Origin of the sequence: Streptomyces sp. C1-1 (assembly GCF_050214755.1) — a bacterium.
Lineage (GTDB): Bacteria > Actinomycetota > Actinomycetes > Streptomycetales > Streptomycetaceae > Streptomyces.
Genome location: NZ_CP189826.1, coordinates 607,841 through 628,395, shown reverse-complemented (window position 1 = coordinate 628,395; position 20,555 = coordinate 607,841). Strand labels below are relative to the sequence as shown.

Annotated in this window: 20 protein-coding genes and 1 pseudogene; 13 read left to right on the top strand and 8 right to left on the bottom strand. The window is 70.8% G+C overall.

Annotated elements, in window-relative coordinates:
• The first annotated feature begins 519 nt into the window (after positions 1-519).
• Positions 520-2,772: a protein translocase subunit SecD gene (secD, locus tag ACQF4J_RS02690; RefSeq protein ID WP_427164413.1), complete on the top strand. Its 2,253-nt coding sequence runs from the start codon at positions 520-522 to the stop codon at positions 2,770-2,772.
• A gap of 164 nt (positions 2,773-2,936) precedes the next feature.
• Here secD and ACQF4J_RS02685 read toward each other — a convergent pair whose 3' ends face one another.
• Positions 2,937-3,629 carry a chaplin gene (locus ACQF4J_RS02685; protein ID WP_427164412.1) on the bottom strand — a complete coding sequence of 231 codons (693 nt, stop codon included), beginning with the start codon at positions 3,627-3,629 and terminating at the stop codon, positions 2,937-2,939.
• Between the two features lie 110 nt (positions 3,630-3,739).
• Entirely contained in the window at positions 3,740-4,411 is a 672-nt protein-coding gene (locus ACQF4J_RS02680) for a CBS domain-containing protein (protein ID WP_351567765.1), read from the bottom strand.
• A gap of 213 nt (positions 4,412-4,624) precedes the next feature.
• Here ACQF4J_RS02680 and ACQF4J_RS02675 point away from each other — a divergent pair.
• Positions 4,625-4,813 (top strand): annotated as a pseudogene (locus ACQF4J_RS02675) (DUF1918 domain-containing protein); the annotation flags it as partial.
• A 78-nt stretch (positions 4,814-4,891) separates the two neighbouring features.
• Here ACQF4J_RS02675 and ACQF4J_RS02670 read toward each other — a convergent pair.
• Positions 4,892-5,491, bottom strand: coding sequence for a cysteine hydrolase family protein (locus ACQF4J_RS02670; protein ID WP_427164411.1), 600 nt, complete (start codon positions 5,489-5,491; stop codon positions 4,892-4,894).
• Positions 5,492-5,732: 241 nt separating this feature from the next.
• Between ACQF4J_RS02670 and ACQF4J_RS02665 the strand changes: the two genes are divergently transcribed.
• On the top strand, positions 5,733-6,080 hold the full coding sequence (locus ACQF4J_RS02665; RefSeq protein ID WP_427164409.1) for a hypothetical protein: 348 nt from the start codon (positions 5,733-5,735) through the stop codon (positions 6,078-6,080).
• A gap of 113 nt (positions 6,081-6,193) precedes the next feature.
• On the opposite strand, the gene ACQF4J_RS02660 is transcribed toward ACQF4J_RS02665, so the two are convergent.
• Positions 6,194-6,607 (bottom strand): STAS domain-containing protein, encoded by a 414-nt coding sequence (locus ACQF4J_RS02660; RefSeq protein ID WP_351567774.1) that lies wholly within the window; start codon positions 6,605-6,607, stop codon positions 6,194-6,196.
• 287 nt (positions 6,608-6,894) lie between these two features.
• Positions 6,895-7,689, bottom strand: a complete 795-nt coding sequence (locus ACQF4J_RS02655) for a DUF2249 domain-containing protein (RefSeq protein WP_427164408.1) — start codon at positions 7,687-7,689, stop codon at positions 6,895-6,897.
• Positions 7,690-7,762: 73 nt separating this feature from the next.
• Here ACQF4J_RS02655 and ACQF4J_RS02650 point away from each other — a divergent pair, with 73 nt between their 5' ends.
• From ACQF4J_RS02650 to ACQF4J_RS02640, 3 genes are read left to right on the top strand one after another with little or no spacing between them, the layout of a single operon-like run.
• Positions 7,763-8,503 (top strand): helix-turn-helix transcriptional regulator, encoded by a 741-nt coding sequence (locus ACQF4J_RS02650; RefSeq protein ID WP_427164407.1) that lies wholly within the window; start codon positions 7,763-7,765, stop codon positions 8,501-8,503.
• The gene (locus ACQF4J_RS02645) at positions 8,500-9,678 is read left to right on the top strand and encodes a hypothetical protein (RefSeq protein WP_427164406.1); all 1,179 of its coding nucleotides are present in this window, start codon (positions 8,500-8,502) and stop codon (positions 9,676-9,678) included. The genes ACQF4J_RS02650 and ACQF4J_RS02645 overlap by 4 nt, the downstream gene beginning before the upstream one ends.
• Complete coding sequence (locus ACQF4J_RS02640; RefSeq protein WP_427164405.1) at positions 9,675-12,380, top strand: multicopper oxidase domain-containing protein; 2,706 nt, start codon at positions 9,675-9,677, stop codon at positions 12,378-12,380. Before ACQF4J_RS02645 ends, ACQF4J_RS02640 begins: the two co-directional genes overlap by 4 nt.
• Positions 12,381-12,401: 21 nt before the next feature.
• Here the strand turns inward: ACQF4J_RS02640 and ACQF4J_RS02635 are convergent, their stop codons facing one another.
• Positions 12,402-12,980, bottom strand: coding sequence for a TetR/AcrR family transcriptional regulator (locus tag ACQF4J_RS02635; protein ID WP_351567788.1), 579 nt, complete (start codon positions 12,978-12,980; stop codon positions 12,402-12,404).
• 88 nt (positions 12,981-13,068) lie between these two features.
• Between ACQF4J_RS02635 and ACQF4J_RS02630 the strand changes: the two genes are divergently transcribed.
• From ACQF4J_RS02630 to ACQF4J_RS02600, 7 genes are all read left to right on the top strand, one after another.
• Positions 13,069-13,950 carry an SDR family oxidoreductase gene (locus tag ACQF4J_RS02630; protein WP_427164403.1) on the top strand — a complete coding sequence of 294 codons (882 nt, stop codon included), beginning with the start codon at positions 13,069-13,071 and terminating at the stop codon, positions 13,948-13,950.
• Positions 13,951-14,242: 292 nt separating this feature from the next.
• The gene (locus ACQF4J_RS02625) at positions 14,243-15,190 is read left to right on the top strand and encodes a serine/threonine-protein kinase (protein WP_427164402.1); all 948 of its coding nucleotides are present in this window, start codon (positions 14,243-14,245) and stop codon (positions 15,188-15,190) included.
• On the top strand, positions 15,180-15,638 hold the full coding sequence (locus ACQF4J_RS02620; protein ID WP_351567799.1) for a hypothetical protein: 459 nt from the start codon (positions 15,180-15,182) through the stop codon (positions 15,636-15,638). Before ACQF4J_RS02625 ends, ACQF4J_RS02620 begins: the two co-directional genes overlap by 11 nt.
• 56 nt (positions 15,639-15,694) lie before the next feature.
• On the top strand, positions 15,695-16,891 hold the full coding sequence (locus ACQF4J_RS02615) for a hypothetical protein (RefSeq protein WP_351800903.1): 1,197 nt from the start codon (positions 15,695-15,697) through the stop codon (positions 16,889-16,891).
• A 54-nt stretch (positions 16,892-16,945) separates the two neighbouring features.
• Positions 16,946-17,713: a vWA domain-containing protein gene (locus tag ACQF4J_RS02610; protein WP_427164401.1), complete on the top strand. Its 768-nt coding sequence runs from the start codon at positions 16,946-16,948 to the stop codon at positions 17,711-17,713.
• Between the two features lie 11 nt (positions 17,714-17,724).
• Positions 17,725-18,507 carry a PP2C family serine/threonine-protein phosphatase gene (locus tag ACQF4J_RS02605; RefSeq protein ID WP_427164400.1) on the top strand — a complete coding sequence of 261 codons (783 nt, stop codon included), beginning with the start codon at positions 17,725-17,727 and terminating at the stop codon, positions 18,505-18,507.
• Entirely contained in the window at positions 18,504-19,724 is a 1,221-nt protein-coding gene (locus tag ACQF4J_RS02600; protein ID WP_427164398.1) for a protein kinase, read from the top strand. The genes ACQF4J_RS02605 and ACQF4J_RS02600 overlap by 4 nt, the downstream gene beginning before the upstream one ends.
• A gap of 51 nt (positions 19,725-19,775) precedes the next feature.
• Here ACQF4J_RS02600 and ACQF4J_RS02595 read toward each other — a convergent pair whose 3' ends face one another.
• Positions 19,776-19,997: a helix-turn-helix domain-containing protein gene (locus ACQF4J_RS02595; protein WP_351567812.1), complete on the bottom strand. Its 222-nt coding sequence runs from the start codon at positions 19,995-19,997 to the stop codon at positions 19,776-19,778.
• Entirely contained in the window at positions 19,997-20,488 is a 492-nt protein-coding gene (locus ACQF4J_RS02590; protein WP_427164397.1) for a DUF2975 domain-containing protein, read from the bottom strand. Before ACQF4J_RS02590 ends, ACQF4J_RS02595 begins: the two co-directional genes overlap by 1 nt.
• Positions 20,489-20,555: the final 67 nt, after the last annotated feature.

Here is a 20,555-nt window from a genome sequence, read left to right as displayed (position 1 = left end):
TCCTGCTCGCCCTCGTCGTCACCCTGCTGAGTCCGTCTTCCCTGTTCACGGCGCTGAGTCCGTCTTCCCTGTTCACGGCGCTGAGTCCGTGTTCCCTGTTCACGCCGCTCAGTCCGCCTTCCGTGAGCGCTGCGGACGCTCGTGTCCCGGGCGGCCCGGTGCTCGCGGCCGGGACCGCTTCGGCGGACACTCCCGTCCGTCACGGCGGGCCTTACGCGGGCGATGCGGACCCGGACGGTTCCACCGCCGCCGTGCTCAGCCACCGGAATGCCACCGGCGAGCGTCATGCTCCGCCGGTCGCCGCCCCGGGCGCGTCAAGTGGCGAAGTGGCGGCCGGCTCGCTCCGGGCGGCGCACGCCACGGCATGGGCGGCGCGCCACGCTGCATCGGAGCCGCCGACGCACCGTCACGGGGTGCGGGCACCACCTTCGCTCTCCGGCATCTGAACCTTCCTGTCACCTTCCCCTTTCTCACCCGTGGTCACTGCCCTGGCCGCGGTATGCCTGCCGGAGGCACGCTGTGACCCGATCCCCGCACATCAGAGGACTGATCGCCCTCGCCGTCGTCGCCCTGTCCCTGTACGTCGCCATCACCGTGCCCGTCCACCTCGGACTCGACCTTCGAGGCGGCACACGGATCGTGCTGGAAACCCGCCCCACCGCTGCGGTCGATGCGGACGGCGAGGCCACAGACCGCACCGTGGAAGTGCTGCGCGGCCGTATCGACGCACTCGGTGTCGCCGAACCGACCATCGCCCGCTCCGGCAGCGACCGGATCGTCGTCGAACTGCCCGGCCTGCAAGATCCCAGGAAGGCGGCCGACGTGCTCGGCCGCACCGCCCAGCTCACCTTCCACCAGGTACTCGGTACGGCGACCGATGACCAGGACGTGCCCAAACCGCTGTCCAAACGGCCCCGTGAGCAGGTCATGGCCGACGAGTCCGGCCGACTGCTGCGCCTTCAGGCGGCCTCGTTGACGGGCAGGGACGTCGAGAAGGCCGCAGCCGGTTTCGATCAGCAGGGCGGTGGCGGGTGGCACGTCACCGTCGATTTCAAGGGATCGGGACAGACGGGGTGGGCCGGCCTGACCGGCGCGGCCGCCTGCCACGGGGACGGGGATCCGGCCCGTCGCGTCGCCATCGTTCTGGACGACAAGATCATCTCTTCGCCGCAGGTCGCCACGTCCGTTGCCTGCCGGTCCGGGATCAGGGGCGGCTCCACCCAGATCACCGGTACGTTCGACGACACCGAAGCCAAGGAACTCGCCCTGCTCATCAACGGGGGAGCCCTGCCGGTACCGGTCGAGACCGTCGAGCAGCGCACCGTCGGCCCCACCCTCGGCGCGCAGGCCATCACCGCCAGTGCGTGGGCCGCCGTCATCGGTACCGCTTTGACCTCGCTGTTCATCATCATCGTCGTCTACCGGATCGTGGGAGTCCTGGCGACCGTGGCGCTGGCCTGCTACGGCCTCATCTCCTACGCCGCCCTCGCCGGCCTCGGCGCCACGCTCACGCTGCCGGGCCTCGCCGGGTTCGTACTCGCCATCGGCATGGCGGTCGACGCCAACGTGCTCGTCTTCGAACGCGCCCGCGAGGAGTACGCCTCTCGTCACCGTGCCACCCCGCGGTCGTCGCTGACGGCGGGGTTCCGCAGAGCCTTCAGCGCGATCGCCGACTCCAACATCACCACCCTCATCGCCGCCGGCCTTCTGTTCTTCCTGGCCTCAGGGCCCGTGCGCGGCTTCGGTGTCACGCTGGGCATCGGCGTCCTCGCCTCCATGGTCAGCGCACTGGTCATCACCCGTGCGCTCGCCGACTACGCCCTCACCCACCCTGGCCTGCGCCGCAGTCCCCACCTCTCCGGACTGGCCCACACCGGCACCGTGCGGGCCCGCCTCACCCGGACCAAGCCGAATCTGATGCGGCACCCGCGCCGATGGCTGGCCGCCTCCGGTGCCGTCGTGGTCCTGGCGGCCTCCGGGATCGCCGCGCGCGGCCTCGACTTCGGCGTCGAGTTCACCGGCGGCCGCCTCATCGAATACTCCACGGCCGCCCCCGTCGACCCCGACCGGGCCCGCACAGCGCTCGCCGACGCCGGATTCCCCCGGGCCGTCGTCCAGACCTCGGGCGAAGACCAGCTCACCGTCCGCACCCAGCCCCTCACCAACACCCAGGCCGCCGCCATCACCGACACCGTCACCGACCTGGCGGGCCGAGCCGACAAGGTCCGCGACGAATCCATCGGGCCCAGCCTCGGCAAGGAACTGCGCCACGGCGCCCTCATCGCCCTCCTTGTCGCCCTGGGCGCCCAACTCATCTATCTCGCGGCCCGCTTCCGCTGGCTGCTGGGAACCTCCGCGATAGCCGCCCTCGCCCACGACGTCGTGATCCTCATCGGCATCTTCGCCTGGCTCGGCAAGCCCGTCGACGGCGTCTTCCTCGCCGCGCTCCTTACGGTCGTCGGGTACTCCGTCAACGACTCCGTCGTCGTCTTCGACCGGATCAGAGAACTCGGCCGCCGCGACCGCGAGACGCCCTTCGCCCGCATCGCCAACCAGGCGCTCGTGCAGACTCTGCCGCGCACCGTCAACACCGGCATGGGCGCGGCATTCATCCTCACCGCACTGGTCGTCCTCGGCGGCGACACCCTGACCGACTTCGCCCTCGCCCTCCTCATCGGCCTGGTGGTGGGCACCTATTCCTCGATGTTCACCGCCACACCACTGGCCGTCGAAATGCATCACCGCACACAACGCGTCCGCGTTCTCGCATGATTGTTCCTCGACAGCGTGGAAGAGGACGGTGTCCCTCCCAGTGGAGCGGCCGCCAACCGGCTGGGCCTGGGCCGTCCGCGGTCACCGCGGTGTCCTGCTGAGGAAGGCCCCGCCGGGACGAGCCCGACGGTCCTTCCTGTACGGAGACTTGAGGTCCGGACGCGTCACTGTGCCTTGCCGGCGCGGCTGCGGCGGTACAGGGCTGCGCCGCCCAGCAGCAGTCCCGTACTCGCGGCGACCATGGCCAACGTGCCGTCCGAGCCGGTGTGGGCAAGGGTGGCTGAGACATGCTGCTGCGGTGCGGAGCCGACTGCCCGCGGCGGCTCCGGCTTCATGGGTGGCTCGGCCGGGACCGCCGGTGCGTCCTGGGCGGGCGGCTTCACACCGCTGGGCGTAGTGATCGTGGTCGGTGGCGCGGGATGGTCGGGGGACGTGTTCGTGGAGTGGTTCCCGAACACCGGGTTGCCGATGCCCACCGCGTTGACGGAGTTGCCACTGGCGTTGACCGGGAGGTGGAGGGGCAGCTGCACGCCGTTGCCGGAGACGACGCCCGGTGAGTGATGCTCATCGCCGGAGGCCGTCGCACCAACGGACGCCGCGGACCGAGCGGTCTCGGCGGGCTGATTGGTGCAGGTGTTGCCCGCCGCGGGGTTGAGAAGTCCTGCCACGTTCACCGTGTTCCCGCACGCGTTGACCGGAACGTGTGCCGGGAGCTGGATGGTGTTGCCGGAGATCAGCCCGGGCGAGTCGGTCGCCGAACCGTCGGCCGCGGAGTCGGCATACGCCGGTCCCGCCACGGCCATCGCCCCGGAGGCGACGGCAAGGGCGATCACACCGTTTCGAGTGGCATATCTCATGGGTCTCTGCCTTCCAGACATGGTCGCGGGCAGTCACCCGCATTCGATCAACGAAGACGAGCCCTTCCGGTTATGGCTTGTTGATCTTTGCCGCCTGGAGACGAAGACGCTCAGTTATTGGTAGGAGCCGTCCGGGAAGCGTTTCGAAAGCCGATATGCGCGGAGACCGAGACCACGCCGTCGACGTTGCGGCACAGCCGTTCAATGATGGGGATCAGGCTGCTCGACTCGACGGATCCTTCCAGGGTGACCTTCCCTTCGTGCACCTCGGCCATCACCTCCGAGGGTGCGAGGTGGAGCGTCCGCCGCAGTACGTCCTGGGTGATCTCGTCGCGGATGGCGTCGTCCCGGCGCAGGAAGATCCGCAGGAGGTCGCCGCGGCTGACGATTCCCTCCAGCCGGTCCGCCTCGTCCACCACGGGCAGACGCTTGATGTTCCGCAGCGCCATCAGGCGTGCCGCCTCGACCGCGGTCCACTCGGGACGCGCACAGACGGCGGGAGCCGACATCAGCTCCCCAGCGGTGGCGCCCTCGGCCTTGGCACGCTCCCACGTCTCCAGGTGCGGCAGCGACGTCCGGCTGGACGGGTCGTTCTGGGCGGAACACTTGCGCAGCAGGTCGGCCTCGGACACCACGCCCAGGGGGTGGTCCATCTCATCCACCACGGGTACCGCGGTGATGCCGTTCGCGGCCAGCAGTTCGACGATCTCCTTGAACGGTGTGTCGTGCCTGGCCCGGACGACGTCATGGGTCATCAGGTCGGCAACAGTACGGTGCTGCATGTCGTCCTCCCTCCGCGGCAACCGAAGCGGTCACATGTCAAGCGTGTCAGCGGCGGCTCGCAGGCAGGAGAGCCACCCAGGACCTGTTCAGGGCCGGACGGCCCGGAAACAGGTCCGTCCGGTCCCTTTGGTCAGGGTTCCTGAGCCCATGCGGCCGCAGCCGACGCGTGTCACGTTGGACGTAGGACCGGTTCGAGGAAGCGGGTGACGATCATGCGAGCTGAACTCGGTGACGTACTTGTCGTCGAAAGCCCGACCACCGGAGTCACCAAGCGCGACGGCGAGATAGTCGGACTCCACCACGAGGACGGAACGCCCCCTTACGACGTGCGCTGGTCGGACACCCACGAGGTGACTCTCGTGTTCCCCGGCCCCGACGCGCACGTCCGCCACGTCGAGCACACCCCGGGAAACCGGGGCACGGAGTGAGGTGAGTGCCGCGGCTCCTGTCGAGCCCGGCGTCGGTGACACCCGGGCCCATCAGTCCGGGATCTCGTCAGGCCTGCCGACCACGACGGCGAAGAGATCGGCCATCCCCGCCAGCGATGCCTCCTGCAGCTCCGTGGCGGTCACCGGCTTGCCGTCCGCTCGCGCCAGTTCGCGGGTGGCGGTCGCGGAGGCCACGACCGTCGGCCGGTACCCGAGGTTGAAGGCGTCGCGTGCCGTGGAGTTGACGCACATGTGCGTCATGAATCCGACGAGGACGAGGTCTCGGCGGCCCGTCTGCCGCAACCGGATGTCCAGGTCGGTTCCGAAGAACGAGCTGGGGTGATCCTTCGTGATGACGGGTTCGCCCGGGGCGGGAGCCACCTCGGCGCTGATCTGGCCGACGTCGGCATCGAGATCGTAGGGGGATCCCTCTCCCGCGTCGTGCCTGATGTGGATGACCGGGATACCGACCGCGCGTGCCCGGGACAGCAACCGGGCCGCTTCGGACAGAGCGTCCTCGACGCCCTCCAGCCTCATGACACCCCGCCGGTAGGTGTTCTGACAGTCGATCATGATCAATACGGAGTCCTTGAACGCCGCCGGCCGGTCGGCCAGGCCGAGCAGGCTGCGCAGGGGCACTGATACGGGCATGGTCCTGGGCTCCTTTCACGTCCGATACGGGAACGCTAGAGCCCCCGACGCTGCAACCGCGCTGCACCCCGGGCCGACCGGCTTCTGTCGACGTTCGGCCCGGCTGTTCGGCCTTCGCCGATGGGCCTGACGGCCCCTACGCGGACGTCGCCGAGCCGGTCACCATGGATGGACGTAGCTCAAGCGCGCCGCGGCGGAGCGGGCACGTTTCGTCACGGACACGTCCGGAGGTGAGGGATCGATGTCGGTTCACGACGAGTTGGCACACGTTCGGCATGCTCTCGACGACTTGGTCCGTGCGGTGGATCGGCTTCAGATCCCACTCGGCAACGGCGCGGATGTCCGCCGGGTCCGAGTGGACACCGACCATCTACGCGAGGATCTCGACCTGTTGCGGCAGAGCATGGCGGCCGAGGAGCCGACTGCGGACCCCTCGCGGCCACAGATCGTCTTCATTCCCCGCACGCCGTACGATCCCTCGATGTGGGCCGGTTGCGAGGACGAGGGCATCGGCTCGCGCCACGGCCCTGAACGGCGGCAACCCCGTCCGGCACGTCGGTCGCCCCGCAGGGCCTCGGGTCTGGCGTGAGATGGGGCTGGGCCGGCGCTTCCCCGGCCGTGCCGAGGAAGCGAGGGCCCGGTTGAAGAGATCGTCGTACGGCGATCCCTGGCGCCCGCCGGACGCGGCGAAGCCGGGATCGGTCAGCCGTGGGACGGATGCGGCCAGTGGGCGAGGCTGCCGGGGGAGGGGGCGGTCTGCGCCGCTTCCACCGTGGAGGGGTAGATCTCGTAGCTGTCGCGCATACCGCTGAGCTCGAAGAGCCGGAGTACCCGGCCGGAGACGGACGCGAAACGCAGCGCGCCCTCGTTCTCGCGGATGCGTTTCGTGATGGCCACCATGGCGCCCAGGCCCATCGAGTCCATGAAGGTGACGAAGCCCAGGTCCAGGACGAAGTGGCGGTGCCCTTCCTCGATGAGCCTGATCACCGCTTCGCGGATCATGGGGGCGGTGTGGGCATCCACCTCACCGTCGATCTCGGCGACGACCCAGCCGTTGACCACGTCGTAGCTCAGCATCATGCTCTCGTGCCGGATGATGTTCGTTCGCACGGTCATCCCTCGTCACTGTGTTCGGACGGCGAAGGCCTCCCCGGACGATGAGGCCAGAACGGGCAGCTCACACCCCGCAGCGTGTTGCCATGGGTCGCTATGCGTGGAAGGCGGTGACCGAGCCTCTTGTGTGTGTGGGGGGGAAGGCGCTGCCTGGTCACGCAGGTGTTCGGTCGCCTCGCCCTATTTTACCGAGGACCCGTGAGGGGCGGCCGAGATCGTGGTGGGCGCGGACTCCGGCGAAGGTGCGCGGCCCCCCGAGATGGATATGTGATCCACGGTCCGTGAGCGGGTCAGCGATGTGTGAGCAGCAGGCGCCATGCCTCCGGGCCGCGCTGGAGGTACTCCACCGCGAAGGCGCCCGGGTGGCGGTCCTCGATCTGGGCCAGCAGGGGCAGCGGGTCGTGCGGTGCCACCAGGACCATCGACTGCCCGGAGGGCACTGCGGCGATCGCGCCGAACACCGTGGCGTGCCTCAGCGAGTGGGGGACTTCGCGGACGTCCAGTTCGGGTACCTCGGTCTCGTCGGAGCCGCCGCAGCCGCAGGCACCACCGCAGCCGCCACCCTTCGCGGCCGCCTCGCCCTCGGCGCCGTGTTCATGACCGTGGCCGAGGAGCTCGTGCATGCCCGCGAGAAGTTCGGAGAGGGAGATGTCGGGGGCGCCGGCCAGCAGGGGCAGGACCAGGGTGTTCTCCTTCTCCAGGTGCTCCTCGAAGAGCACCTGGAGCGCCCGGCCGTCGGTCGCCGCCTTCACGGCCGAAGTGGCGGTGCGCAGCGCGTCGACGAGCGCGGCGAGCCTGCGGTGCTCGGCGAGCATGCCGTCGATCAGGAGGCGGGCGGCGGGCAGGTCGTGGGCGACGGGGTAGAGGGTCTCCTCCTCGGCCGCCGCGTGCGGCAGCAGGTCACGGTCGCAGAAGGCGACCAGTTCCGTACGGACTCGGTCGGCCGCCGCCGGCTCGCGGTCCGCGGCCTCGACCAGTATCGCGACCCGCCCGGCCAGGTCACCCGCCAGCTGCGCGTGATGCGCCTCGACGGCTTCGACGGCCGCCGCGTCCCGGGGGTCCGATGCGAGGGTCAGGGTGCTCATGAGCGTCGTCCTTCCGACGGCCGGCAGCCCGTCCTCGTGCAGGCCGGGCCCGTGACTGCAATATACTACGGACATGACCGTGGAAAATAACGGGCCGTTTCCCGGCAGCGGAACGAACCGCGTACCGCTGTCCCGCCAGCGCCGCGGTGTGCTGCAGCACCTGCGCGGCCGGGCCGCCCCCGTGACCGCGAGCGCGCTCGCCCAGGTGTGCGCGCTGCACGTCAACACCGTCCGCGAACACCTGGACGCCCTCGTCGACGACGGCCTCGCCGTCCGTGAGCGCTCCAGCCCCTCCGGGCGCGGCCGGCCCGCCTTCCGCTACCGGGCCCGCCCGCCGCAGGAGTCACCCGCACGCGAATACGCCGGGCTCGCCGCCGTCCTCGCCGCGCAGATCGCCCGCTCCAGCTCCGATCCGCGCCGGGACGCCCTCGCCGCCGGCGAGGACTGGGGGCGTGTCCTCACCGCCGGGCAGGCGCCGACGCCGGATCCCAAGGAGGCGCGGACCCGGCTGGTGGACCTCCTCGACGAGATCGGCTTCGCGCCGGAAGCGGACACGGACGCACGCCAAGTCCGGCTTCGGCACTGCCCGTTCGTGGAGACCGCACGTGAACATCCCGGTGTCATCTGCGGTGTTCACGAAGGACTGGCCCGGTCGGGACTCGCCGCGCTCGGCGGCGCGCCCCAGGGGGTGGAGCTGCTGCCGTTCGCCGAACCTGATGCGTGCCGACTGCACTTGGGCATGACCGAGCCGGCCGACGGTGACGACCACGCCGGGCACTCGACATCGTCCGGCACACCCGGGGCGCACCGATGACCCCGGCATCCGGCCCCGCCCCCGGCGCCACTGCCGCCAGACGCGTCGGCGTCCGCCGCGCACCCCTGCTGCTCGCCGCCGGGCTGTGCCTCCTCGCCGGTCTCGACGCCGCCCTCGGCCTGCTCGGTCTTCCGGCCCCGGTCACCACCGACCGGCTCCCACAGGTGCACGGCGTACTGATGGTGCTCGGCTTCGCCGGAACGCTCGTCGCTCTGGAACGCGCCGTCGCCCTGGGCCGCCCCTGGGCCTATTCGGCCCCCGGCTGCCTCGGCGCCGGGGGCTTGTTGCTGCTCAGCCCGGTCGACCTGCGCGTACCCCGGCTGCTGCTCGTCGCCGGATGCGCGGCGCTGGTCGCACTGTACGTGCGCTTCTGGCGCCGACAGCCGAGCGCCGCCCTGATCGCCCAGGCCGCGGGCGCGGTGTCCGGGCTGGGCGCGGCGCTGCTGTGGCTGGGCGGGATCGACGTGCCGCGCATGCTGCCCTGGCTGGTGGCGTTCCTGGTGCTGACCATCGCGGGGGAGCGGCTGGAACTCGCTCGGGTGGCCGTCCTGGCGCCCTCGGCGGAACCGGCGTTCCTGGGTTGCGTCGGTGCGGTCACCGCGGGCGTGGTCGCCACCCTGCTGTGGCCCGCGACCGGCACCGTACTGCTCGGTGCCGCGCTGCTCGCCCTGGTCGCCTGGCTCGTCGCGCACGATGCTGCCCGCCGGCTGCTGCGTTCCACGGGGCTGCCCCGCTTCACCGCGGCGTGCCTGCTCGCCGGGTACGCCTGGCTGGGCCTCGCGGGCGCGCTGTGGCTGCTCAGCGGGCCGGTCATCGAGGGGACGCGGTACGACGCGGTGGTGCACGCCGTGTTCCTGGGCTTCGTGATGTCGATGATCATGGCGCACGCTCCGGTGATCCTGCCCGCCGTCCTGCGCCGCCCCCTGCCCTACCACCCGGCGCTCGCCGTGGCGGCCTGGCTGCTGCATCTGTCGCTGGCGCTGCGCGTGGTGGTCGGCGACCTGCGCGACGTCCGGGGCGCGTGGCAGCTCGGCGGGGTGCTCAACATCGTCGCCGTGCTGCTGTTCGTCGTATCGGCGGCCACCGCCTCCCTCACCGCCACCAGGCACGCGACGGCGCTTGCAACGGCCTCCGCTCCCGCGTCAGAACCCTCCGAGCCGAGGACCTCCCGGTGACCACGAACCTGTCTCTCTCCCCGGCGAGCGGATCCGCCCCGAAGCCCCCGGGCCGCTCCGCGCGCTCGCGCTGGCATCTCGGCGTGAACGCGATCGTGGTCGTCTGGCTCGCCCTCTTCGCCGCCGTCGGCTCCGCCCACCACTTCCTGCCGCACGCCTTCTGGCTGCTCGTCCATGTGCTGCTGCTCGGGGCGGTCACCAACGCGATCGTCATCTGGTCCGGCCACTTCGCCGCCTCCGTCCTGCGGCTGCCCGAGGCCAACCGGGGTGCCCCCGCCGCACTGCGCCTGCTCTGCCTGAACGCCGGTGCCGTCGGCGTGATCGGCGGCATGCTCTTCCAGCGGTGGTACGTCGTCCTGGCCGGCGCCTGCCTGGTCGGAGCGGCGGTCACGGCGCACGCCGGGTGGCTGGTACGACTGATGCGGCGAGCGCTGCCCGGCCGGTTCTCGATGACCGTGCGCTACTACGTGGCCGCCTCCGCCCTGCTGCCCGTGGGAGCCGCGCTCGGAGTCGTCATGGCTCGTGGTGATCTCGCCGGTGATCTGCCCGAGCGGCTGCGCGTCGCCCACGAGACGATCAACCTGCTGGGCTGGGTCGGCCTCACCGTCGCCGGAACCCTCATCACCCTGTGGCCGACGATGCTGCGCACCCGGGTGGCGGACGGCGCGGAACGGGCCGGCCGCGCCGCCCTCCCCGTCCTGCTCACCGGACTCGGCGCCGCCGTCGCCGGCACCCTGCTCGGCCCGCCGCCCCTGGCCGCGCCGGGCGTGGTGGGCTATGCCGCCGGGCTGGTCGTCGCGGCCCGCCCCTGGCTGCGCGAGGCCCGCGCGAAGGCGCCGCGTTCCTTCGCCGCGTGGTCGGTGGCCGCGAGCTGCGGATGGCTCGCCGGATCGCTGATCGTCCTGGTCGGCATCCTGGTCTCCACGACCTCCTGGATCACGGTGGGGGAGCGCGTCTCGCTGCTGACCGCGCCGCTTGCCGCGGGCTGGATCGCCCAAGTGCTGCTGGGCGCACTGAGTTTCCTCGTCCCCGTGGTCCTGGGCGGCGGCCCCACCGCCGTACGCGCAGCCACCGCGAGCCTCGAACGGGCCTGGCCGGCCCGGCTGGCCGTCACCGACGCCGCGCTGCTGCTGTGCGTGCTGCCGGTGCCGTCGACGGTGCGGGTGGTGTGCTCGGTGCTGCTGCTGGTGACGCTGCTGTTCTTCCTGGTGCTGCTCGTGCAGACGGTCCTACGGGGGACGCGCGACCGTGGCAGGGCCGCGCAGGGAGACCCCGCACCGGCTCCCGCCGACGTCCCGGCGCGGCCGCACCGGGTGCTCGGTGGCGTTGCCCTGGGGCTCGCGGTGGTGATGCTGGCCGTCGCGGGCGGCGCGGCGGCGGACGTACGGTCGCTGCCGATCCTGGAGCGGTCCGCCGCCACGAACGCCGACGGGGGCGCCGTGACGCCGACCGGCCGCACCACCACAGTCGTGGTGACGATCCGGAACATGCGCTTCTCGCCGTCCTCCGTCGACGTGCCCGCCGGCAACCGTCTGGTGATCACCCTGCACAACACCGGAACCGACACCCACGACCTGGTGCTGGAGACCGGCGCCCGCACCGACCGGCTCAGTCCGGGACACAAGGGCACGCTGGACGCGGGAGTCGTCGGCCGCGACCTCGACGGCTGGTGCTCCATGGTCGGCCACCGGCAGATGGGGATGACCTTCGCCGTGAACGTCACCGGGACGGCTTCCAACTCCGCCCCGGGCGGCGGCGGGAGGACCCACGACCACAGCGGCCACGGCGCGTCCACGGCCACGAAGGACACCGCCGCGGACGCGTTCGACCCGATGGCCGAACCGGCCGCCGGCTTCACCGCCCGCGACGCCCAACTCCCGCCCGCCACCGGCGAAGCCGGCCACCAGCTGCACAAAAGGACGATCACCGTGAAGGAGGTGACGAGGGAAGTCGCCCCCGGCGTACGGCAGAAGCTGTGGACCTTCGACGGAACGGCTCCCGGACCCGTGCTGCGCGGACGCGTCGGCGACACCTTCGAGATCACCCTCGTCAACGACGGATCGATCGGCCACTCGGTCGACTTCCACGCCGGATCGCTCGCGCCGAACGGGCCGATGCGCACCATCAGGCCCGGCGAGTCCCTGACGTACCGGTTCACGGCCACCCGCAGCGGCATCTGGATGTACCACTGCTCGACCATGCCGATGTCCCTGCACATCGCCAACGGGATGTTCGGCGCGGTGATCATCGACCCGCCGGAACTGGCCCCGGTGGACCGTGAATACGTGCTGGTCCAGTCGGAGTTCTACCTCGGCAAGCAGGGCGGTACGGCCGACGCCGCCAAGGTCGCCGCCAAGGACTACGACATGGTCGCCTTCAACGGCTATGCCGACCAGTACGATCACGACCCGCTGACCGCCAGGACAGGAGAGCGCGTACGGATCTGGGTGCTGGCGGCCGGACCGAACGAGCCCGGCGCCTTCCACGTCGTGGGCGGCCAGTTCGACACGGTGTTCCGTGAGGGCGCGTACGACCTGAGACGGGGAGGTTCGCAAAGCGGTGGCGCGCAGGTCCTCGACCTCGCCCCCGCCTCGGGCGGGTTCGTCGAGCTGTCCTTCCCGCAGGCCGGCGACTACCCCTTCGTCACCCACATCATGAGCGACGCCGAACGGGGCGCCCATGGTGTCTTCCGGGTGCGGTGAGCGGCGGGTGAGGGCTGCCGGTCAGCCCAACGAGGCGCTCGCTGTACGAAGTTCGTCCAGGGCCGCCAGGGTGTAACCGGACAGCTCGTTCTCGCCGTCACGGTCGCCCTCGGACCATTGGGCGTACCCCCGTTTGAAGGCGAGGAGGCCCAGCTCACCCGCCAGCGCCGCGGTCGGATCGGGTACGCCGCGGGCGACCAGAGCGGTCGTCATCGCGGCCGCGAGGCTGACGCTCTTGAGCGCGTCACGCTCTTGGAGTTCGGCGCTGGCGGCGACGGCCGCCTTCAGGCGAGGCGCGAGCTCGCGGCTCATGGGGCCCATCGCGCTCGAGGCGCGCTCCAGACCGGCGGCGACCGCCTCGAGCGGGCTGGCGTCGGCGGGCGCGTCGGCGATCCCCTCGGTCAACAGCCGGCTCAGCGTCTCCTGCCCGGCCACCAACAGCTCGCGCTTGTCGGGGAAGTGCCGGAAGAAGGTGCTCTTCGTGACTCCCGCGCGCTCGGCGATCTGCGCGACCGTCGTGGCGTCGTACCCCTGCTCGGTGAACAGGTCGACGGCAGCCACGACGAGCCGTTCGCGTGCGCCTGGTTCCCATCTGCCCATGGTCACCATCCTATGTGATGGGACTCTTGTCCCGTCACTGCGCTAGAGTGATGGGACAAGAGTCCCATCACTCCTTGGGGAGTTTTCCATGCGCGTTTTTGTCACCGGCGGCACCGGTCTGATCGGTTCCGCTGTCGTCGCCGAACTGCTCGACAACGGCCACACCGTCCTCGCGCTCGCCCGCTCCGACGCGTCCGCGCAGGCGGTGGAGGCGGCCGGTGCCGAGCCCCTCCGGGGAGCCCTCGCCGACCTCGACACCCTTCGCGCCGGCGCCGCCCGGGCCGACGGGGTGATCCACCTCGCGTTCGACCACGACTTCAGCAGCCCCGACACCCTCGCGAAGTCGGTAGCGGAGGAGAGTGCGGCCCTCGCGGCCCTCGGCGACGAACTCGTCGGCAGCGACCGCCCCTTCGTCACCTGCTCGGGTACGCCCCACGTACCCGGCCGTGCCTCCACCGAGGCCGACCCGCTGATGACCGAGGGGCCGGTCGGCGGTCGCGGCCGTGCGGTCACGTCGGTCCTCGGCCTGTCCTCGCGCGGGGTCCGCAGCAGTGCCGTACGCCTGCCGCGCACGGTTCACCATCAGGGCTCCGGCGGATTCGCCGGCCTGTTGACCGGCATCGCACGCCGGACGGGAGTGTCCGGTTACCCGGGCGACGGCGCACAGCGCTGGCCGGCCGTGCACGCGCTCGACGCGGCGGTCCTCTTCCGGCTCGCCCTGGAACAGGCGGAAGCGGGTACCTCCTGGCACGCCGTGGCCGACGAGGGGGACAAGGTGCGCGACATCGCCGCGGTCATCGGCCGACGACTGGGCCTGCCGGTCGAGTCGGTACCGGCGGAGACCTTCGGCCCCCTCGGCCAGATCTTCGCGAGCGACCAGCCCTCGTCCAGCGCGTACACCCGGCAGGCGCTCGGCTGGGAGCCCAAGCACCCGAGCCTTCTGGAGGACCTGGAGAACATCCAGCCCTGACCGGCGACAAGCTCATGACCGCGTGAGGATGCCGAGCAGTCACTGCTCGGCATCCTCACGTTCGGTCGCGTCGGTCTCGACGAGGTGCTCGGGGGAATGGGCAGGGCAAGTCACCGCTCACCTTTTCCTTTCTTCCGCATAACCGGGCGCACAGCCGGTCACCACCAGTACGCTATACCGGCATTCGCCAGGAATTTCCTGGCTAATCCGCACCTGCTGACCCATGTCCGCACGGAAACATCAGGTGTGACCGCTCTCGGGGGGAATCGAACGCGCGGTGGAACGAAATCGCATGCCTATGCGAATAGGTCCGTATCTGGTTTTGGATTTTCTGGGGCAGGGCGGCATGGGGGCCGTTTATCTCACCCGCAGTCGGGGCGGACGGCCGCTGGCCGTCAAGGTCATCCGCGCCGACCTGGCCGCGAACCGGGACTTCCGCAGGCGCTTCGCCCGGGAGGTGACCGCGGCGAGGAAGGTGAGCGGGGCGTACACGGCACCCGTGGTGGACGCCGACACGGAGTGCGCCGAACCGTGGCTGGCCACGATATTCGTACCGGGTCGCTCCCTGTGGGAAGCGGTCCGGACCGAGGGTGTCCTCGACGGCGACGGGATACGGGAACTCGGCGCCGGTCTTGCGGAGGCGCTGATCGATATTCACGCCGCCGGGATCATCCACCGCGACCTCAAGCCGCACAACGTCCTGATGGGAGCGGACGGCCCACGCGTGATCGACTTCGGTATCGCGCACGTGGCGGATCTTCCACCGCTGACCGACCCCGGCGCATTGCTGGGTACCCCGCAATTCATGTCGCCGGAACAGATCCAGGGAAACAGACTGGCGTTCGCCAGTGACGTGTTCTCCTTCGGTCTGGTCCTCGCTTATGCGGCGATCGGAGGCAGCCCATTCGGCCCGGGCAGCAATGCGCAGCTGCTCCTGCGCATCCTGCACGAGGAGCCCGACCTCACCGCGCTCCCCGGCGACCTGCGTCGCCTGGTCGCCGCCTGCTTGGCCCGGCGGCCCGAGCAACGTCCGTCTCCGGGCGAACTGCTCGACACGCTCGCGGTCGTGACCACCCCTGCTGCCCGGACGGCGCGGCCTGCCCCCCTGCCGCGGGTGCCGACCGTGTGGGTGCCGGAAGCGGGGCCGGCCGGTGCGGACTTCGCGCGCAACGCGCACGCCGTGCTGGACGACGGGCTCACCGACGCCCTGGTGATCGAGGCGACACGGCGTGACGGCTGAACACGAGGCGCACCTGGCGCACCTCCTTCTGCACACGGATTGGAGCCGACTGGTGAAGCAGTGGGCCACCACGACGGGTCTCCCCGTCCACGACGAAGACACCCATGTCTCCCTCGACGTGACCCGCCGTGAGGCGGCGGCCGACGACCTGCACGTCCATGTCACGACCTCCAGCCGCTTCCTGGTCGCCTTCATCACCAACGGCCGAACACTCGGCCCCGGCGAGCTGGCCCGGGCGGCGGCCGCCGCCAACGCCTGGAACATCGAGCAGCTGATGCCGACCCTCTCGGTCTGGAACGTGCGCGGCAAGCAACCCCACCTGGCCGGCGTCTGCACCCTGCCGCTGCTGTGCCGGATGAGTCAACGCGACTTCGACACCACCGCATCCGGCTGGGTCGACCAGGCCACGACCATGTTCGCCCGCTGCCGCGAGGTCTTCCGACTGTGACCCACGAACCGACCCGACCACGCCGTGCGCACCGGCCCAGGACAGCACGCCGGGCCGTGATCGGCCGGACTCTGGTGGGTGTCGCCCTGCTCGGCTCGGTGCTGATGCTGGTCGCCGCCCTGCCGGCCGACGCCGAACGGCCCGAGCCGCCCCCTCCCGCCACCACCCGCCCCGTGACACAGGACAGCACCACGCGGTCGGTGGCAGGGCACTGCCCCACGACCGACTTCGACGCGGCCGTGCGCTGCTGGGGAGCCACCGCTTCCGGCGACCACATGGCCGTCGTGACCGTAACGGCGCCCCAGGAGCTCAAGCAGGACACCGATCCGCGGTCCATGTCCGAAGCCATGCAGCGCCTGCGCGGCAAGCTGATCGTGATCGTGCCGGACGCAGTGCGCACCGGCTCCGGAGGCACCCTCCTGCTCGCCCTGGCCGCCGACCGGATCGTCGGGCCGCACACCCAGGTCAGTCGGCTGACCCAACGTGACGGGCAACAACTGGAGGACCTGGGCGGCTGTCCGCGGAACGGCTTCTGCGACGTCGTACGGACCCACCAGCGCAGCGGGAACGACCTCGTGCGGCGCGGGCTCGCCCAGGACGCCCGCACCTCGTTGTTCACCGCCGGTCCCGGGATGGCGGGTGCGACGGAGGACGGCAGTGGTGGCGCCGAGTCCGGGGTGTCCGGGGACGTCGCCTTCCTGCTCGTCATCCTGGCCGTGCTGCTGAGCCTGGTGACCGCGCTGGGCCTGCTGGTCGGCCGGACGCGCCGTCCCCGCCGACTGTCCGTGCCCGAGCCGTCCGCCACCGGACCCGCCGTGACCGCCACAGGCTCCGTCGAGGGACCCTTCGGAGGTGGGGCGAGGCGGTCCGGGAGGCCGGACCGCCGGGACCGGGCCGACCACCGTGGGCACCCGGCCGCTCCACATGCGTCAACTGTTCCGGTCGCCGCGATGGCTCCGAATCCAGGCCGGAAGAGCGGCGAGGAGCGCGGGGCGCCGCCTCGGCGGGGACGCGATTCCGCAGCCCGGCAGCGGTCGGTCGGCGGCCGTGACCGAGGGGAGGGCCTGGTGCAGGCCACTGTGCGCACCGTGCTGAGGCCGCAGGGCTATGTGGCCATCGACGGCCTGCTGTACAGGGCGCGTTGGGGCGGAGCGGGAGAGCCGCCGGAACCCGGCCGACCGGTGGAGGTGCGCCGGGAGAGCACCGGTGAGCTGACCGTGCTCGGCCACGACGAGATCTCGCCGTTCGGCTGACCCGGACACGGCACGACATCCACCGCGACAACTGCGACAGCGATCCACAGGGGTATGCCCATGCACGACGACGCCTCGCGAAGCGTTCCGCTCTACTACAACGACATCCTGCCCGAGGGCAACGCCCAGAGGCAGCCACTGGTGCTGTGCCTGGACACCTCCTCGTCCATGGCGGACGAGCCCATCACGATGCTCAACCGGGCGTTGCAGGACTGGGTCCGCGAGCTCCGGGCGGACATCAACCTCTGCAACAGCGTCGAGGTCGCCCTGATCACGTTCGGCGGCCGGCGGGTGTGCACCTGGAAGGGCACCACGATGCTGGCCGACGCCGCGGACCCCAACGCCTTCGTCGCGGCGCACGCGTTCGGCGCGCCGCATCTGCAGGCCAGCGGCGTCACGTTGATGACGGACGCGCTGCGCACCGCCGTTCGCCTCGTCGCCGCCCGCAAGGCGGCGCTGCGCGCCGCGGGCCACCTCTACTACCGTCCGCAGATCTGCCTCATCACCGACGGACAGCCCACCGACACCGAGGGCCGTCAGACCGACGACTGGCGGCAGATCGTGCCGATGCTCACCGACCAGCAGGAGAAGAAGAAGTTCCGGCTGTTCGCCATCGGCGTCGGAGGGATCTCCCCGCACGGCGAGCAGGTGTTGCGTGCCATCGCGCCCCGGTACTACGCCCGTCTGCAGGGATTTCCGTTCCGGCAGGTGCTGCAGATGTTGTCCGCCAGCGCCGGCACCCAGGACAAGGGTGACGGTGAGGAGGTCTACCAGAAGATCTTCGCCCGGTTCACCACACAGCGGTCGGCGTGGAACACATGAGCGCGGCGAACATGAGGACGACTACGCCACCCTGGCGGCTGCACGGGACCAGCGTGACCGGTCACCGGCACCGCCGCGACAACGCGCCCTGCCAGGATGCTTTCGCGTTCCGGGGCACGGGCCCCGACACCTTTCTGCTCGCCGTGGCCGACGGAGCGGGCAGCCGCCCGCGCTCCCGAGAGGGCGCGCAGACGGCCGTGGAACTCGCGGACCTGTATTTCCTGCCCTCCTCCGGGCTTCCAGAGGACCCACGGGACGTGGAGGATTTCCTGCGGTCCCGGTTCACCGTGCTGCGTGCCGAGTTCCGGCGCCGGACCCGACCGCGGCCGGAGGACTTCGCCACCACCCTGACGGTCGTCCTCCACACCCCGCGATGGCTCGGCTATCTCAGCGTCGGCGACGGCTTCGCCGTACTGCGCACCGGAACCCGCGACGGGGAGCCGCTGTTCCATCTGCTGCCCCAGCCCGCCCCGGTGAGCGAGTACAGCAACGAGGCGTTCTTCGTCACCTCGGACGATGTCTCGCGGCGCCTGGAGACCGCATGCGTCCTGGATGAGGAGGTGACGGGAATCCTGCTGTCCACCGACGGACTGACCCAGGCCGCCGTGGAGTTCCCGGGCAACAACCGCAAGCGCGCCAAGCACGACTTCGTGTCCCGGGTGCTCGGCGCGATGGAGCGGGACATCGGGGCCGAGCAGGAGGAGGCGGAACTGACCCGGCTGCTGGAGTCACGACGGCTGGCCGCGGACAACGCCGACGACAAGACCCTGGTCAGGGCGGTTCGAGGCCGATGAGCGAGGTCTTCGTCGACGGTGAGCGCACACCGCTGGAGCAGGAGCCACTGGCCTCGGGCGGCCAGGCGACGGTCTACGCGATCAGCGGACAGCCGCAGCGCGTGGTGAAGATCTACCACGACCCTCCCGGCGAGGATCAACGGCGGCGGCTGACCAGCATGATCCGGATGCGCCCGCTGGCCGACCGGGCCACCGACGGCAGCCAGGCCCCGGAACTTGCCTGGCCCAACGCGCTGGCGGCGGGCGCCGACGGCTCGACCGTCGGCTACGTCATGCGGCGTTTCGCCCAGCCGGAGCATGTGCCGCTGGCGGCCCTGTTCGACCAGCGGACCCGGGCCTCGTCGTTCCGGCCGGAGCTGAACTGGGCTTTCCTGCTGGGAGTTGCCTGGAATCTGGCGTACCTGACAGTCCGCCTGCACAGTGAGGACATCGTCGTCGGGGACTTCTCCGCCCGCAACATCGTGGTGGACCAGGGGGGATTCGTGACCTTCCTCGACTGCGACTCGATGTCCTTCGACGACCCGGGCGGCGGGGCGCGCTTCAGCTCCCACATGCACACGCCCGCCTACAGCGCGCCCGAGCGCCAGGAGGGCGCGCCGGCCTCGCAGGCGAGTGACAGCTTCGCCCTCGCGATCTGTGTGTTCCAGCTGCTGACCGGCGGCACCCACCCGTTCGGTGGTTATCCGAAGGACCTGGGCTCGGTCAGCATCTCCATAGGCAGCCGCATCGCCGAGGGGACCTCGTACGTGACCCAGCCGCAGCGGGTCATCATGCCCCGGGGGACGGTCACACCGGAGATCCTGCCGCCCGCGCTCCGCGCCCTGGCCGAGCGCACTTTCGGAAGCTCGCCGTCCGATCCCACGCTCCGGCCCACGCCCGCCGAGTGGTTCGAGGCCTTGGAGACGACGCGGAACGAGACGGCGTCCTGCGCCGTCCGCACCCATCACACCTACGCCGCCCACCTGGACTCCTGCCCTTGGTGCGCTCGCGTGGAACGCCAGGAGGCCGACCTGTTCGAGTCGGTACCGGTCGCCTCGGTGCCTACGCGGACGCCGGCCACGAGTGCGAGGACAACGGACACCGCGGGCAGTACGGCGCACACGGCTCCGCCCCCGCAGCCTCCCGACCCGTCACAGCAGAGCTCGTGGGGCGCCGTGCGAGTGGCCGTGCTGATCGCCCTTTTCGTGATCGCCGTCCTTCTCCTCGGCCTGCACTGAGGGGAGGTCGACGACACCCTGCGCGCATCCCTCTCCACGGCCGAGGCGGTGTCATTCGACCACGGCGTTCTCGGGCTCCCAGCGCAGCAGGTCGCCCGGCTGGCATTCGAGTACTTCGCAGAGTGCGGCGAGCGTCGCGAAGCGCACGGCCTTGGCGCGCCCGTTCTTGAGTACCGCCAGGTTGGCGGGGGTGATCCCGACGCGGTCGGCGAGTTCGCCCACGGACATCTTCCGCTTGGCCAGCATCACGTCGATGTCGACGGCGATCGGCATCAGATGACCTCGTCCAGCTCGGCCTGCAGCTGCGCCGCTTCGAGATCGCGGGCGACGGCCTGTGCGAGCAGCATCCGCAGCACGAGCACGATGAGCGCGACCCCCAGAATGGCCACGCCGACTCCGGCCATGATGACGGTGACGCCTGGGTCGTCCCGCTGCCCCGGTACGTTGAAGCCCGTGACCGCGAACCACAGGAGAGCGGCCGCCACGATCGCGCCGATCACCCGATCCACGTACCGGAACGCGTCGTGGGAGAACACGGTGCCGCGGCGCACCATCGTCACCAGTCGCCACACGCTGGTCAGAGCGGTTTGCGCCGCCACCATGCCCAGGAAGGTGATCACGCGCAGAGCGGTGAGCGGCACAGTCCCGTCCTCCTTGTCGCTGCCGCCGACCAGCACCCACACCATCCCGGCCTGCACGAACACCGTGCCGGCGAGAACCACCACGAGCACGGCGCGCAGCGCACGCACTGCCAGCTTTCCCATGACCCACCCCTCCATCGACTTACGATGGGAATCTATCGAATATCGATAGGTTGAGCAAGCTGAGGTT

What these genes read in the sequence shown, in the direction of transcription:
- ACQF4J_RS02685 (WP_427164412.1), bottom strand. Translation starts at nt 3,629, where the DNA reads ATGAGATATGCCACTCGAAACGGTGTGATCGCCCTTGCCGTCGCCTCC.
- ACQF4J_RS02680 (WP_351567765.1), bottom strand. Translation starts at nt 4,411, where the DNA reads ATGCAGCACCGTACTGTTGCCGACCTGATGACCCATGACGTCGTCCGG.
- ACQF4J_RS02670 (WP_427164411.1), bottom strand. Translation starts at nt 5,491, where the DNA reads ATGCCCGTATCAGTGCCCCTGCGCAGCCTGCTCGGCCTGGCCGACCGG.
- ACQF4J_RS02665 (WP_427164409.1), top strand. Translation starts at nt 5,733, where the DNA reads ATGTCGGTTCACGACGAGTTGGCACACGTTCGGCATGCTCTCGACGAC.
- ACQF4J_RS02660 (WP_351567774.1), bottom strand. Translation starts at nt 6,607, where the DNA reads ATGACCGTGCGAACGAACATCATCCGGCACGAGAGCATGATGCTGAGC.
- ACQF4J_RS02655 (WP_427164408.1), bottom strand. Translation starts at nt 7,689, where the DNA reads ATGAGCACCCTGACCCTCGCATCGGACCCCCGGGACGCGGCGGCCGTC.
- ACQF4J_RS02650 (WP_427164407.1), top strand. Translation starts at nt 7,763, where the DNA reads ATGACCGTGGAAAATAACGGGCCGTTTCCCGGCAGCGGAACGAACCGC.
- ACQF4J_RS02645 (WP_427164406.1), top strand. Translation starts at nt 8,500, where the DNA reads ATGACCCCGGCATCCGGCCCCGCCCCCGGCGCCACTGCCGCCAGACGC.
- ACQF4J_RS02635 (WP_351567788.1), bottom strand. Translation starts at nt 12,980, where the DNA reads ATGGGCAGATGGGAACCAGGCGCACGCGAACGGCTCGTCGTGGCTGCC.
- ACQF4J_RS02630 (WP_427164403.1), top strand. Translation starts at nt 13,069, where the DNA reads ATGCGCGTTTTTGTCACCGGCGGCACCGGTCTGATCGGTTCCGCTGTC.
- ACQF4J_RS02625 (WP_427164402.1), top strand. Translation starts at nt 14,243, where the DNA reads ATGCCTATGCGAATAGGTCCGTATCTGGTTTTGGATTTTCTGGGGCAG.
- ACQF4J_RS02610 (WP_427164401.1), top strand. Translation starts at nt 16,946, where the DNA reads ATGCCCATGCACGACGACGCCTCGCGAAGCGTTCCGCTCTACTACAAC.
- ACQF4J_RS02605 (WP_427164400.1), top strand. Translation starts at nt 17,725, where the DNA reads ATGAGGACGACTACGCCACCCTGGCGGCTGCACGGGACCAGCGTGACC.
- ACQF4J_RS02600 (WP_427164398.1), top strand. Translation starts at nt 18,504, where the DNA reads ATGAGCGAGGTCTTCGTCGACGGTGAGCGCACACCGCTGGAGCAGGAG.
- ACQF4J_RS02595 (WP_351567812.1), bottom strand. Translation starts at nt 19,997, where the DNA reads ATGCCGATCGCCGTCGACATCGACGTGATGCTGGCCAAGCGGAAGATG.
- ACQF4J_RS02590 (WP_427164397.1), bottom strand. Translation starts at nt 20,488, where the DNA reads ATGGGAAAGCTGGCAGTGCGTGCGCTGCGCGCCGTGCTCGTGGTGGTT.